Here is a 13,691-nt window from a genome sequence, read left to right on the forward strand (position 1 = left end):
GGTATTCGCAGGTGGGAGCGGCTCTCCGGGGTGAGCGAAACGCGTACGTTACACGCATCCGGAGCACCCTCCAGACGGCCGAACATCCCCATATGTCCGGTTCCGTGTGATCGACTTCCGCTACTCCGTTCGGAGGGCCGAGCCGGGTTCCGGTCGAATCCGGAATTGATCACGAGGTGCCATGACGAGCCTCCGATGATCAATTCCGAGGCGGTCCGTGCATTCCTTCACGGAAAATTTGCGGTACCGCCCGGGGCTCTTATGTGAATGCCGGACGAGCACCACGCCAATGTGGCCCGAGGTCATGTGTGACTCAGGTGGGATCGGCGGTGCCGGGGGGTCGGGTGCGGCCGGACAGGGACGGCTCGGTAACCTAAGGCCCGCTGACAGACACTTAGGGCGGCTTTTCCGGCCGCTCCGCTCGAGTTCAAGGAGTTGCCGCCGCCGTGAGCAGCAGCCTTCGACGCGGTGCCCTCGCCGCCGCCGTCACCGCGTTCTCGATCGCCTCGCTCGCCGCGTGCGGCGCCGGCAACAGCGCTCAGACCCTGGAGATCAAGCCGGACAACGCGGCCACGAGCGTCGGCGACATCAAGGTCCAGAACGCGATCGTGATCACACAGCCCGACCTCGAGTCGACCGGCCCGGCCGCGATCTCCGCGACCTTCTTCAACTCGGGCAAGAGCGCCGAGACGCTGGAGTCCATCACCCTCCCCGGCACCGGCAAGACCGCCGAGCTCAAGCCCGCCAAGGGCGGCAGCCTCAGCATCCCGGCCGGCGGCTCGCTGATCCTGGGCGGCAAGAACAACGCCACGGCGATGCTGCCGAGCAGCCGTGAGGCCGTGCAGGACGGCAACGCCCAGAAGGTCACCTTCACCTTCAGCAAGACGGGTGCCGTGAGCCTGCGCGCGTTCGTCGTCCCCGCCGAGCACTACTTCGCCGAGTGGGGCCCGTCCGAGGTCCCGGCCGCGCAGGGTGCCTCGTCGTCGCCTTCCGGTTCGCCGTCGGGGTCGCCGTCCGGTTCTCCCGCAGAGGGTGAGTCGGGCGCGCCGGAGAGCCCCGCGGGCGGTGAGACGCCGGGTGGCCACGGGGCCTCCGGCACACCGACCGACGCGGCCTCGGCGAGCGCCGGGCACTGAGCAGTCGCGGAAACAAGGGCGGGACCTCTCCTCCGAGAGGTCCCGCCCTTGTTTCCGTCGTCGTGCGCGGCCGGTTTACGGCTCGAACTTGTAGCCGAGGCCGCGGACCGTCACCAGGTAGCGCGGGGCGCCCGGGTCCGGCTCGATCTTGGCGCGCAGGCGCTTGACGTGGACGTCGAGGGTCTTGGTGTCACCGACGTAGTCGGCGCCCCAGACGCGGTCGATGAGCTGCATGCGGGTCAGGACGCGGCCGGCGTTGCGCAGCAGCATCTCCAGCAGGTCGAATTCCTTGAGCGGCAGGTCGATCTTGGTGCCGCCGACGGTGACCACGTGCCGGTCGACGTCCATGCGGACCGGACCGGCCTCCAGGGCCGCCGGGGTGACCTCCTCGGGCTCGCCGCGGCGGCGCAGTACGGCACGGATACGCGCGACCAGCTCGCGCGAGGAGAACGGCTTGGTGACATAGTCGTCGGCTCCTATCTCCAGCCCGACCACCTTGTCGATCTCACTGTCCTTGGCGGTCACCATGATGACGGGGACGTTGGAGCGGCCGCGCAGCTGGCGGCACACCTCGGTGCCCGGCAGGCCGGGCAGCATCAGGTCGAGGAGGACGAGGTCGGCGCCGTTGCGCTCGAACTCGTCGAGTCCGTCGGGCCCGGTGGTCGCGACGGCGACCTCGAAGCCCTCCTTGCGGAGCATGTACGACAGGGCGTCGGAGAAGGACTCCTCGTCCTCGACGACGAGCACTCGGGTCACGGAAGGACCTCCGGGGCGGGAAGCGTTTCGTACGCGGTTGATTCGGGGGATGTGGGGGTGGACCGCCCGGCCTCCTCGTCGAGGCCCGCGCCTCCTGCGCGTATCTCTCGGGCGGGCTGCTGATGTGCGCGTTCTCGGGCCGCACCGGCCTCCGGCAGCCGCAGGGTGAAGGTGGAGCCCTGGTTCTCGGCGCTCCACACCGAGACCTCCCCGCCGTGCGAGGCGGCCACGTGCTTCACGATCGCCAGACCCAGTCCCGTACCACCGGTGGCACGGGAGCGGGCCGGGTCGACGCGGTAGAAGCGCTCGAAGATGCGCTCCTTGTCCTTGTCGGAGATGCCGATGCCCTGGTCGGTGACGGCGATCTCGATGTGGTCCCCGCCGGGCGCGTTGACGCTGCGGGCCGCTATGCCGACGCGGGTGCGGGCGGGCGAGTAGTTGACCGCGTTCTCGACGAGGTTGCCGAGTGCGGCGGCGAGCTGGCCGCGGTTTCCCCATACGCGCAGGTCGGTGGTGCCGCCCTCCCGTCGCCCGCCACCACCCTGATCGGGCCCTTCGGGCGCCCAGACATTCGAGGCCATGGTGATCTGTTTGGCCCCGGCCTGGTGCCGGCAGCGGTCGATGGCCTCGGCGACGAGCTCGTCGACGCGGACCGGCTCGGCGTCCTCCAGCGGGTCGTCGTTCTGCACCCGCGAGAGGTCGATGAGCTCCTGCACCAGGCTGGTGAGCCGGGTGGCCTCGATCTGCATGCGCCCGGCGAACCGCTCGACGGCCTCGGGGTCGTCGGAGGCGTCCATCACGGCCTCGGAGAGCAGCGAGAGGGCACCCACGGGCGTCTTCAGCTCATGGCTCACGTTGGCGACGAAGTCGCGCCGGACCGCCTCGATGCGGCGGGCCTCGGTCAGGTCCTCCACGAGCAGCAGCACCAGGCGGGAGCCGAGCGGCGCGACCCGCGCGGAGACGGCCAGGGCCTCTCCGCGTCCGGTGCCACGGCGTGGCAGGTCCAGCTCGACCTGGCGTATCTCTCCGTCCCGCCGGGTGTCCCGGGCCATCTGCAGCATCGGCTCGACGGCGAGCTTGCCGCCGCGGACCAGGCCGAGGGCGTACGCCGCCGAGCTGGCCTTGACCACGGCGTCCGCCTCGTCGAGGACGACGGCTGACGACCTGAGGACCGACAGGACCGTGTCCACGCCCGGCGGAAGCACCGCGTCCGTGTGCAGGGAGCTACGGGTGGGGCGCTTCTGCTCGCGCTCACTCCAGCGGAACGCGAGCATGGCGATGACACCGGTGAGCACCCCGGTGATCGCAGCCGCTGCGGCGACCGCCGCGTTCACGTCCATGCACCCAGGTTAGGCATGGCTCGGGCACCCTCCACAGCTGTCGGGCTGCGAGCTCGAACACTCGTCGCCCAGAGTTCACCTTGGAGCCAGTATTGGTTCATTTGGGATGACGGAAACGGACGCGTACAGGTCGGAACGTGGGAGCGTGGGGTTCGGACCGTTGGTTGTGCGACGGTCGTACCGCCGGTTGTCCGGTGGGCCCCGGCCCTTGGACCCCCGACTGAGACGCACGAGAGGGAAGCCTGATGCGGGACGCGTACCACGAGGAACTGGACTCGATCGGCGACGGTCTGGTGGAGATGGCCCGGCTGGTCGGGTCGGCGATCGGGCGCGCCACGACCGCCATGCTCGACTCCGACCTGAAGCTGGCCGAGAACGTGATCGAGGCCGACCAGCGGGTCGACGAGCTCCAGCACGAACTGGAGGCGAGGGCCATAGCCCTGCTGGCGCGGCAGCAGCCGGTGGCGACGGACCTGCGCATCGTCGTCACGTCGCTGCGGATGTCTGCCGACCTGGAGCGCTCGGGCGACCTCGCCCAGCACGTGGCGAAGCTCGCGCGCCTGCGCTACCCGGACCGCGCGGTCCCGAGCGACCTGCACGCCACCATCCTGGAGATGGGCCAGCTCGCGCAGCGCCTGATGGCGAAGGCCGCTGAGGTGATCATCACCAAGGACGTCGACCTGGCGCTCCAGCTGGAGCAGGACGACGACGAGATGGACCTGCTGCACCGCACCCTCTTCCAGCACCTGATGGACGACCGCTGGAAGCACGGCATCGAGACGGCCGTGGACGTCACGCTGCTCGGCCGCTACTACGAGCGGTTCGCCGACCACGCGGTGTCGGTGGCCAAGCGCGTGGTGTACCTGGTGACGGGTGAGCACGCGGACGAGCTCCAGGCGGACACGCAGCCGGAGATCCAGGCGGTTTCGGGGACCGAGAGCGCCTGACGGGCCGCTTGGGGGGGGCGGGCGCCGGGAACGGACCGGGGGCGGCCGGGGATCGGCCGGGGCGCGCGAGCGCCTCAATGCGCCGTTGATGCGCCCAGCGGAAGGGGCATCCAATGGGCACAGGCACCAGCCTCGAGGAGGGACCCATGGCCGAATCCCCCAGCACGACGCCCGACCCCGCCCGGCAGCGTGAGACCGAGCAGCCCGCCGAGATCAGGAGCCTGCCCCTGATCGCCGCGTGCGGCTGCGGCTCGGGGTGCGGCTGCGGGTGCCAGTCGGGCAGCCCCTGCCAGTGCGGCTGACGCCGGCGCATCGTCGTTCGTACGACCTGTGGGGCCTCGGCGGTGTCGCCGGGGCCCTACGCCGTTGGGGTCGGCGTAGGTCTGAGGGCTGGGGGCCTGAGGGTCTGAGGTCTGAGCTTCTTGGGGCCTGGGAGTTCTTGGGGTGTGCGGGTTCTCGGGGCCTGGGGTCGCCCGGGTGGCCGTACAGGCGGAGCATGAGAGGGAGGCAAGGCGGCGCGGGCAGGCTCCGTGCCGGGAAGGAGGCGCGGTCATGGCCAAGTTCATGGATGTCCACCGCGGCATGAAGGGCATCACGGAAGAACAGCTGCGCGAGGCCCACAACGCGGACCTCGCAATAGAGGGGGACGAGCAGGTCCACTTCGAGATGGCCTGGGCGGACCCGGAGTCCGGCCACGTCTACTGCCTCTCCGAGGCCCCCTCGGCCGAAGCGGTCCAGCGCATTCACGAGCGCGCCGGGCACAAGGCGGACGAGGTGCACCCTGTGCCGTTGACGGTGCAGTGACCTGCCGCACGCGGCCCGTCAGCGGCGCCGGCCGGCGTTGAGACGGGCCGCCTGCCGGGTCAGGTAGTCGCGTTCGGCGAGGTTGGGAGCCTTGCGGGCCGCCTCGGTGTACAGGCGGGCCGCCGTCTCCGGGTCGCCGTCGCGTTCGTGGAGGTAGGCCGCCACCGCGGCGTGGCGGGGCAGTGAGTCGTCCAGTGCCGCGAGCGCCGCGAGTCCGGCGCGCGGTCCGTCGGCCTCCCCCACGGCCACCGCGCGGTTGAGCCGGACGACCGGGCTGTCGGTCAGGCGGATCAGTTCGTCGTACCACTCGACGATCTGCACCCAGTCGGTCTCCTCGGCGGTGGGCGCGTCGGCGTGGAGCGCCGCGACGGCGGCCTGGGCCTGGAACTCGCCCAGCCGGTCACGGGCGAGGGCCGCCTGCAGGATCCCGACCCCCTCGGCGATCAACCCGGTGTCCCAGCGGCCGCGGTCCTGCTCGGCGAGCGCCACCAGGCTGCCGTCGGGCGCGGTCCGGCCGGCGCGCCGGGCGTGGTGGAGCAGCATGAGCGCGAGCAGCCCCGCCACCTCGGGGTGGTCGATCGCGGCCGCGAGCTGCCGGGTGAGCCGGATGGCCTCGGCGGCGAGGTCGACGTCGCCGGAGTAGCCCTCGTTGAAGACCAGGTAGAGCACGCGCAGCACGGTGGCGACGTCGCCGGGCTGGTCGAATCGCACGTCGGAGACGGTGCGCTTGGCCCGGCTGATGCGCTGCGCCATGGTCGCCTCGGGCACGAGGTAGGCCTGGGCGATCTGCCGGGTGGTGAGCCCGCCGACGGCGCGCAGCGTGAGCGCGACCGCCGACGACGGTGTCAGCGAGGGGTGGGCGCACAGGAAGTAGAGCTGGAGCGTGTCGTCCACGTCGGGCGCGGGCCCGGGCGCCGGCTCCTCGTCGACGCGGTCCTCACGCCGGCGGCGGGCGGTGTCCGCCCGTGCCTGGTCGAGGAACTTGCGCCAGGCCACGGTGACCAGCCAGCCCTTCGCGTCTCCGGGCGGATCGGCCGGCCAGACGCGGAACGCCTCGACGAGCGCGTCCTGCACGGCGTCCTCGGCCGCCGCGAAGTCGGCTCCGCGGCGGACGAGGATCGTGAGCACGCTGGGCGTGAGGCTTCTGATCAGGGCCTCGTCCATCGGTGAGGTCACTCCGTGACGGTGGGATGGGCGGCCAGGAAGGGGCGCACCTCCAGCCACTCGTGGATCGGCTTCCCGCCCGCCCCGGGGGCGGCCGACAGCTCCCCGGCCAGCTCGACGGCACGCTCGTAGCCGTCGACGTCGATGATCATCCAGCCGGCGATGAGGTCCTTGGTCTCGGCGAACGGCCCGTCGGTGACCGGCGGCCGCCCCTCACCGTCGTACCGGACCCATGCCCCTTCGGGGGCCAGCGCCTGACCGTCGACGAACTCGCCGGTCTTCTCCAGCCGGGCCGCGAAGTCGTTCATGTACTGCACGTGCGCCGAGATCTCCTCGGGCGTCCACTGGTCCATGGGCACGTCGTTGACGGGCGTCGGGGCGCCGCGGTAGTGCTTCAGCAGCAGGTACTTGGCCATGGTGACTCTCCTCGGTGCTGGTGCGGCCCATCTTGGCCGCCTTCACCCCGGGGACGGAGCAGGGCGCGGATTCTCGACATCGCCGCCGACTTTTTTTGCCACCGAATCTTCCATGGGCCGGTGCTCACTGCCCGACGCGGCCGTCGATCCGTTCGCGCAGGAGGTCGGCGTGGCCGCAGTGCCGTGCGTACTCCGCGATCTGCGCGACCAGGAGGTCGCGGAGCTGGAGTTGTCCGCCGGGTTCGGGGCCGTAGTCGGAGTAGCCGGCGTTACGGGTGGCGAGGTCGGTGACGCCGGCCAGGTAGCGGTCGGTGCGCTCGGTCTCGGCACGCCACTGCCGCCAGGCCGCGTCCACGACCGCCTGGTCGGCGACGGCACCATTGAAGTCGCCGTCCCGGTCCTCCTCCGTGCGGTACAGCTTCGGCGCGTCCTCACCGGCCATCACCCGGCGGAGGTGCCGTTCGTCCTCGGTCAGGTGCCGCACCAGCCCGAGCAGGGACATCGTGGACGGCGGGACGGACCGCCGGGCCATCTGCTCGGCGTCCAGGCCCGCGCACTTCATCTCCAGGGTGAGGCGGTAGTTGCGCAGGTAGTCGAGGAGAATGCCGCGTTCGTCGGCCGGTTGGGCGTCGGTCTCGCGGGGGTCGTCGTCGGGGTCGACCCACATGTCGGGGTAGATGGTCGACTGCGTCCACCGGGCCGTGCCCGACGTCGCTGAGCTCTCTTCTGTCGCTGAGCTCTCTGATGCCGCTGGACTCTCTGATGCCGCTGATATCGCTGACGGCTCGTTCGCCGCTTGTTCACCGGTGTGCTCGCCGGTGTGCTCGCCTGAGACCATGCGGGCATGGTGGACCGGGCGGAGCGGACCCGCCACCGAATTACGACCCGTCAGCCGGTTTCCTCGGGCGGCGCGGCGCTTGTCGAACTGCTCCACTACGTCATTGATCCGGCCGGACCAAGCTTGAGCGCGTGAACCCGGCACAGGGTGCGGGGCCCTGCTGATCTTCACGGTCCAGCCGTGGATCACATGAACGGCCTCAGCCGGCGGAGATAACCCGCCACTGCGCGGTGATGCACCCCTCTTCCATGTCCCACCACTCCCTGGCCATGCCATGGCTGAGCAGCTTCTGCACCTTGGCGAGATCAGCGGTGGGCGGGACGGTCCAAGGCAACCATGCCGAACCGTACGACGGCGAGGAAGGCGTGCGCGAGCATGGCGAGGGTGACCCAGCGGGACCAGGAGGCATAGCGGCGGACCTGGTGCTCGTCGAGTCACGAACTACGGCTGGAGTACTTCAGCACCTTTGCCGGCAGCTCGATCCCTGTGGCCGCCGACGCCGCGGTCCTGGATTGCAGCAGCGGGTTCTCGAGAACGGTAACGCTCTGCGCGCAGGACCCCAGGAGATGCGGGATGCCTGCGCCTTCGTCACCGGCTACGAACGGGCACGCCCCATCCGGGACTGGGAACTTCCTCTGCTGCCGATTGCCGCGCCGGCGCGGCTCACGCTGCGCGCGCTGATCACGAACTGGCGCGCGGAGCACGTACCGGAACGCCCTCGGTGAGGCGAAGACCGTCAGCCTTCCCGGAGTCGCGCTATGACGTCGTCCAGGGGTACGGCCACGGCCGGTGCGACGTTGCTCCAGTCGTCCTTGGCGTGGCTGAGAAGGTAGTCGCGTCGGCGGCGGTGAGCAGGGGGAGGGCCGAAGCCTCACCTGCTCACCGCCTTCGGTGATCGCGGTGGCGCGAACGGCTCCTCAGACGAGCCGCTTACGACCCCAAAAGAAGAGGAACGCCACGACGCCGGCCGTCAGGGCGAACAGAATCGACGCCCCGAACCACTGCATACTGCTCATCTGCGATATGGGGATGTAGTCGATCGACGCGCCGACGATGTCCGCTTTCTTCATGCACGACGTAGTCGAATACTCCCTCAGCGTTGGCGTACACGTGGTCAGGGGGTCGAACAGTTTGCCGCTGCCGCTGACATACGAGGTGTCGAGCCAGTGCGCGGTGCGGGGCATCGGGGGGAAGGTGATCGTAGTGCCGGGACTGACCGGCTTGCTGGTGGCTGTGACGATGTCGCCGAGCGACAGCTTGAAGTAGCCCCAGACGGCCTGGAGGGCGACGGTGAATCCGAGGGTCACGACCATGGCCGCCAGCGTGCGGCGCAGGATCACACCGATCAGCACCCCGCCGAACACGGAGAGGAGGGAGAGGGCGACGGGCGCCGGGCCCGTTGTGTTGAAGAACTCCCTGGTGGTCCAGTCGATGTCCGTGTAATGGAGCTTGATGGGGTTCCACCACCAGGCGAACACCGCCGACAGCGTGACCGTGGTCACCGTCACCGCCAGCCCGGTCAGCGCCAGCTTCGTGGCGAGCCAGCGGTTGCGGCTCACGGACTGGGCGGCGATCAGCTTGGCCGTGCCGTTCTCCAGGTCGCCTGCGAGCAGCGGGGCGCCGAGGAGGACACCGAGCATGATGGGTATCGCCGTGAGACCCGTGGTGACGGAAGTGAACGCGCCGATGTAGGGCTCGAACTCCTTCTCCGCGCCGTCGAGGTTCTTGGCGGGAAAGCCGTAGGCGTTGAGGAAGTCCATCATCTGGGCGCGCTGGTAGATCATCCAGGCCGCGCAGAGCACGGTGGCGGCGATCATGGTCCAGAACGCGGCCCGGTGCTGGCGCCAGACCAGCCAGGTCATACCGCTCAGGCGGGGGCGCCGGGTGGCCTCCGTGGTGCTCGCGTTCCCGGCCCCGTGCCTGGGTCCGTTCTTCGTTGCGTTCATCGTCCCGTTCATCGTCCGATTCGCCGTCCCGTTCCTGCCGTCGGTCGAGGGGTTGGTGAAGGTGCTCATGCCGCCACCGTCCCGGTGCCGAACGCCTGGCCCTGGACCTGGGCAGTGGGAGTGATCAGCGGTGGCGCGTCGGGTGAGCGGAGATAGGCGAGCAGGAGTTCCTCCATGCTCGGGGCGGCCGCCTCCCAGGGGCCGGTGACCGGGCCCTCCGGGCGGATGAGCGCGGTGAACTGCCGTCCGCTGGTCCGGGCCTCGACGAGGGTGTGGTACCCGAGGAAGTCGGGCAGGCCCTCACCCTCCCTGGCCCCGGTGACCACGGTGTGCATGGCCAGCAGCTCGTCCACGTCACCGGCGACGCGCACTCCGCCGCCGGAGACGACGACGAGGAAGTCGCTCACGTTCTCCAACTCGGCGAGAACGTGGGTCGACATCACCACGGTGGTGCCGCGCTCGCCGGCCTCGGCCAGGAGGGTGCCCATGAGTTCGTGGCGCACGACCGGATCGAGGTCCGCCATCGGCTCGTCGAGCAGCAGCAGGTCGGGGCGCTTGCCGAAGGCCAGGGCGACGGCGACGCGGGTGCGCTGGCCGCCGGAGAGGGTGCCGATCTTCGCGTCGAAGGGCACGTTGCCCGCACGGACGATGTCCTCGGCGGCGCGCTGGTCCCAGCCGGGGTTCAGCTCCCGCCCCAGCCGCAGGGTCTCCGCCACGGTGAAGCGACGGAACAACGGCTTCTCCTGCGCGAGGAAGGCCGTACGCCGACCGGACTCCACCGAGCCCGGCGCCTCGCCGAACAGACTGAGCGAGCCCTGCGTCGGCTTCAGGACATGGGCCGCGATGTTCAGCAACGTGGTCTTGCCCGCCCCATTGGGGCCGACCAACCCGCAGATCCTGCCCGCCGGAAGCCGGAAGGTGCAGTCCCGCAGCGCCCAGCCCCGCCGGTAGCGCATCCCCAGTCCGTGCGCCTCGAGCGCCGGATCCCCCGCGTACATGACGTCACTCACCTGTGCTCCTCGTTGTCCTGACCCCCGCGACCGCCGTGGTCCCGGTGGCGTACTGCTTCTCCAGCGCCGACGCGACCAGCGCGGCCACGTCCTCCTGCTCCAGACCGGCCCCGGCCGCCTTCGCCATCCACGCCACCAACTCCCCGTACAGCGGCGAGTCGGTGCCCGTCTCGGGGCGGCCCAGCGTGCGGCGTACGAAGGTGCCCTGGCCCGGCCGCGGTTCCACCAGGCCCTCGCGCTCCAGCTCGCGGTACGCCTTGAGGGTGGTGTTCGGGTTGACCGCGCTCGTCTCGGAGACCTCCTTGGCGGTGGGCAGCCGGTCGCCCGGCACCAGTACGCCCAGCCGCAGGGCCTGCTTGGTCTGCTGCACGATCTGCTGGAAGGCGGGGACCCCGCTCCGCCTGTCGATGCGGTACTCCACGGCCACCACTCCCTTCCATCATCATTCCACTATGTGATTAGTGGAATGATGATGGAAGGGAGTGGTGGCCGTTGTCAACGGGGTTCGGGAACGGTCCGGAAACAGACCAGGGGAGAGCAAGGGGGGAAGGACGAGGCGAGGAAGAGGCGAGTGGCGCGTCAGCCCGCAGATGGCCGGGGTGAGGATCGACCCATGCGTGGCTTCGGATTCCAAGGTTCCGGTCCCGTTCTACGGCGGCACCGCCTGGTTCCTGCCCTTCGCCGGGGCGTACTGCAAGGCCAAGGACCGGCTGCGCTGACCCCCAGCAGTTCGCCGGCGGCACCTTTTTGAGGACGACTTCTTCGCCCGGGTCGACCGCCGGCCGGCGGAGCACGGCGACGACGCCCCGCTCTCGTACGGCAGGACCGCGCGTTGGCCGCTGCCTACGCCGGCTGCACGCGGCCTCTGGCGGCCCACAGACGGCCCAGCCCCACCAAGAAGCCCCCGCCCCGCGAGGAACTCGCAGGTCGGGGGCTTGCTGGAGGCGTGTTACTTCTTCTTGCCCTGGTTCTTGACGGCCTCGATGGCCGCCTTAGCCGCCTCGGGGTCCAAGTACGTGCCGCCCGGGTTCAGGGGCTTGAAGTCGGCGTCGAGCTCGTAGGAGAGCGGGATGCCCGTGGGGATGTTGAGGCCCGCGATGTCCGCGTCGGAGATGCCGTCGAGGTGCTTGACCAGGGCGCGGAGCGAATTGCCGTGCGCCGCGACCAGGACCGTGCGACCGGTCAGCAGGTCGGGGACGATCGCGTCGAACCAGTACGGGAGCATGCGGACGACGACGTCCTTCAGGCACTCCGTGCGCGGGCGCAGCTCCGGCGGGAGGGTCGCGTAGCGCGGGTCGGAGAACTGGGAGTACTCGGCGTCGTCGTCCAGCGGCGGCGGTGGGGTGTCGTAGGACCGGCGCCACAGCATGAACTGCTCCTCGCCGAACTCGGCGAGCGTCTGCGCCTTGTCCTTGCCCTGCAGGGCGCCGTAGTGGCGCTCGTTCAGGCGCCACGAGCGGTGGACCGGGATCCAGTGGCGGTCCGCGGCCTCCAGCGCCAGCTGGGCCGTGCGGATCGCGCGCTTCTGGAGGGACGTGTGGACCACGTCGGGGAGAAGATCGGCGTCCTTCAGGAGCTCGCCACCGCGGACTGCCTCCTTCTCGCCCTTCTCGTTGAGGTTGACGTCCACCCAGCCGGTGAACAGGTTCTTCGCGTTCCACTCGCTCTCGCCGTGGCGGAGGAGGATCAGCTTGTACGGTGCGTCGGCCATGCCTCAGAGCGTAATCCACGCTTTCGCCCGTTCGCGTGGCTGCCCGGCAGGCGGACGTTTGACCGGATCTGTTAATCGAGTGGCCCCTGGCAACCGGCGGCTTGTAATTTGCGCTTACTTCCGGCGCTGCTTACATGCGCTGGCTACGAGCGCCGCTGTCACTTTTTGCCTCCGGGGGATCCATGCCGTACGCCCTGCGTGCCCGACGTGCCGTCCGGGAGACGGTCTCCGGTCTCCCCCGCGAGTTCTGGTGGCTGTGGACCAGCACGCTGGTCAACCGGCTCGGCGCCTTCGTCGCCACGTTCATGGCGCTGTACCTGACCCTCGACCGCGGCTACTCCGCCACGTACGCCGGTCTGGTCGTCGCCCTGCACGGGCTCGGCGGGGTCGTCTCCTCGCTGGGCGGCGGGGTGATGACCGACCGGCTGGGCCGACGGCCGACCCTGCTGATCGCGCAGTCCTCGACCGCCGTGTCCGTGGCGCTGCTGGGCTTCGTGCGCGACCCGGTGGCGATCGGCGGCGTCGCCTTCCTCGTCGGCATGGCGAGCAACGCCTCGCGGCCCGCCGTGCAGGCGATGATGGCCGACATCGTCCGGCCCGAGGACCGTATCCGCGCCTTCTCCCTCAACTACTGGGCCATCAACCTCGGCTTCGCCGTCTCCTCCACGGCCGCCGGGTTCATCGCCGAGGTCAGCTACCGCGCCGGGTTCCTGATCGAGGCGGCCATGACGATGGTCTGCGCGATCCTCGTCTTCCTGCGGCTGCCGGAGTCCAGGCCGGCCGAGACGGCGGTGAAGGCGGCCTCGCGGGACGACTCCGTGAGCCTGCGCACCGTGCTGCGCGACGGGCGGTTCATGAGCGTCGTCGGGCTGTCGTTCCTCGTCGCGCTGATCTTCCAGCAGGGGGCGGTGGGGCTGCCGGTGGCGATGGGCGAGGCCGGTTTCACTCCGGCCGAGTACGGCATGGCGATCGCCGTCAACGGCGTACTGATCGTCGTCCTCCAGATCCCGGTCACCCGCTTCATCGAACACCGCGATCCCCGCCGGCTGCTGATCGTCTCGTCCGTCCTCGCGGGGTACGGCTTCGCGCTCACCGCCTTCGCGGGGTCTTGGGGGGTCATCGCGCTCACGGTGTGCGTGTGGACGCTGGCGGAGATCGTCAACGCGCCGACCCAGACGAGCCTTGTCGTACGGCTGTCCCCGGTGCACGGGCGCGGGCGCTACCAGGGCATGTACACGATGTCCTGGTCCGTGGCCGCCCTCGTCGCTCCGCTGCTGTCCGGGTTCGTCATCGACCGGTTCGGGGCGCAGTGGCTGTGGGGGTTGTGCGCGGTGGTGGGGACGGTGGCCGGGGTGGGGTACGCCGTGTTGATGCGACGGGTGTCGGAGGAGGGGGAGAACGAGAAGGCGGAGAAGGCGGACGGGGGCCGGGTGCTGTCGGCCGGGCAGAGCGGGGAGACGCGAAGGAGCGGGTCTCTGTGACCACGCGCGGCCCGGCCCCGTTATGTTTTCCGCGGTTCCGCAACGGGACCGCTGGCCTCCGGGCCCGCCATGACTGTTGCCCCCTGTCGAACGGATGACCTGGGGGGTGGTGTCACCGGGCCCGGGAGGTGCCGTCGGAGAC

General features: G+C 70.2%; 15 protein-coding genes. 5 read left to right on the top strand and 10 right to left on the bottom strand.

From position 1 onward, the window contains the following. The first annotated feature begins 446 nt into the window (after positions 1 to 446). Positions 447 to 1,136: a copper chaperone PCu(A)C gene (locus G3I77_RS35320; RefSeq protein ID WP_248510473.1), complete on the top strand. Its 690-nt coding sequence runs from the start codon at positions 447 to 449 to the stop codon at positions 1,134 to 1,136. Positions 1,137 to 1,211: 75 nt separating this feature from the next. On the opposite strand, the gene G3I77_RS35325 is transcribed toward G3I77_RS35320, so the two are convergent. Together G3I77_RS35325 and G3I77_RS35330 are read right to left on the bottom strand one after the other, a co-directional pair. Further along, a complete protein-coding gene (locus tag G3I77_RS35325) occupies positions 1,212 to 1,892 on the bottom strand; it encodes a response regulator transcription factor (protein WP_030243122.1) in 681 nt (226 codons plus the stop codon). After that, positions 1,889 to 3,232: a cell wall metabolism sensor histidine kinase WalK gene (locus G3I77_RS35330; RefSeq protein WP_248510482.1), complete on the bottom strand. Its 1,344-nt coding sequence runs from the start codon at positions 3,230 to 3,232 to the stop codon at positions 1,889 to 1,891. Before G3I77_RS35330 ends, G3I77_RS35325 begins: the two co-directional genes overlap by 4 nt. 245 nt (positions 3,233 to 3,477) lie before the next feature. Between G3I77_RS35330 and phoU the strand changes: the two genes are divergently transcribed. The 3 genes from phoU (at position 3,478) to G3I77_RS35345 (ending at position 4,983) form a co-directional block, all read left to right on the top strand. Then, positions 3,478 to 4,179 carry a phosphate signaling complex protein PhoU gene (gene phoU, locus G3I77_RS35335; RefSeq protein ID WP_248510483.1) on the top strand — a complete coding sequence of 234 codons (702 nt, stop codon included), beginning with the start codon at positions 3,478 to 3,480 and terminating at the stop codon, positions 4,177 to 4,179. 146 nt (positions 4,180 to 4,325) lie between these two features. Then, a complete protein-coding gene (locus tag G3I77_RS35340) occupies positions 4,326 to 4,481 on the top strand; it encodes a hypothetical protein (RefSeq protein ID WP_167345925.1) in 156 nt (51 codons plus the stop codon). Between the two features lie 250 nt (positions 4,482 to 4,731). Then, positions 4,732 to 4,983 carry an SCO4226 family nickel-binding protein gene (locus G3I77_RS35345; RefSeq protein ID WP_248510484.1) on the top strand — a complete coding sequence of 84 codons (252 nt, stop codon included), beginning with the start codon at positions 4,732 to 4,734 and terminating at the stop codon, positions 4,981 to 4,983. Positions 4,984 to 5,001: 18 nt separating this feature from the next. Here G3I77_RS35345 and G3I77_RS35350 read toward each other — a convergent pair whose 3' ends face one another. The 8 genes from G3I77_RS35350 to G3I77_RS35380 form a co-directional block, all read right to left on the bottom strand. Beyond that, positions 5,002 to 6,147 (bottom strand): RNA polymerase sigma factor, encoded by a 1,146-nt coding sequence (locus G3I77_RS35350; protein ID WP_248510508.1) that lies wholly within the window; start codon positions 6,145 to 6,147, stop codon positions 5,002 to 5,004. An 8-nt stretch (positions 6,148 to 6,155) separates the two neighbouring features. Continuing rightward, positions 6,156 to 6,563: a YciI family protein gene (locus tag G3I77_RS35355; protein ID WP_248510485.1), complete on the bottom strand. Its 408-nt coding sequence runs from the start codon at positions 6,561 to 6,563 to the stop codon at positions 6,156 to 6,158. A 124-nt stretch (positions 6,564 to 6,687) separates the two neighbouring features. Further along, entirely contained in the window at positions 6,688 to 7,230 is a 543-nt protein-coding gene (locus G3I77_RS35360; RefSeq protein WP_248510486.1) for a DinB family protein, read from the bottom strand. Between the two features lie 370 nt (positions 7,231 to 7,600). Then, complete coding sequence (locus G3I77_RS40750; protein WP_282574338.1) at positions 7,601 to 7,735, bottom strand: hypothetical protein; 135 nt, start codon at positions 7,733 to 7,735, stop codon at positions 7,601 to 7,603. Positions 7,736 to 8,318: 583 nt separating this feature from the next. After that, complete coding sequence (locus tag G3I77_RS35365) at positions 8,319 to 9,416, bottom strand: ABC transporter permease subunit (protein ID WP_248510487.1); 1,098 nt, start codon at positions 9,414 to 9,416, stop codon at positions 8,319 to 8,321. Then, positions 9,413 to 10,345 (bottom strand): ABC transporter ATP-binding protein, encoded by a 933-nt coding sequence (locus G3I77_RS35370; protein ID WP_248510510.1) that lies wholly within the window; start codon positions 10,343 to 10,345, stop codon positions 9,413 to 9,415. Before G3I77_RS35370 ends, G3I77_RS35365 begins: the two co-directional genes overlap by 4 nt. A gap of 4 nt (positions 10,346 to 10,349) precedes the next feature. Further along, a complete protein-coding gene (locus G3I77_RS35375; protein WP_248510491.1) occupies positions 10,350 to 10,787 on the bottom strand; it encodes a GntR family transcriptional regulator in 438 nt (145 codons plus the stop codon). Between the two features lie 519 nt (positions 10,788 to 11,306). Next, on the bottom strand, positions 11,307 to 12,068 hold the full coding sequence (locus G3I77_RS35380) for a phosphoglyceromutase (protein ID WP_248510493.1): 762 nt from the start codon (positions 12,066 to 12,068) through the stop codon (positions 11,307 to 11,309). 182 nt (positions 12,069 to 12,250) lie between these two features. Here G3I77_RS35380 and G3I77_RS35385 point away from each other — a divergent pair, with 182 nt between their 5' ends. Continuing rightward, on the top strand, positions 12,251 to 13,549 hold the full coding sequence (locus G3I77_RS35385; RefSeq protein WP_248510494.1) for an MFS transporter: 1,299 nt from the start codon (positions 12,251 to 12,253) through the stop codon (positions 13,547 to 13,549). Positions 13,550 to 13,691: the final 142 nt, after the last annotated feature.

Origin of the sequence: Streptomyces sp. D2-8 (genome assembly GCF_023184515.1) — a bacterium.
In the GTDB taxonomy this organism is placed as follows: Bacteria; Actinomycetota; Actinomycetes; order Streptomycetales; family Streptomycetaceae; genus Streptomyces.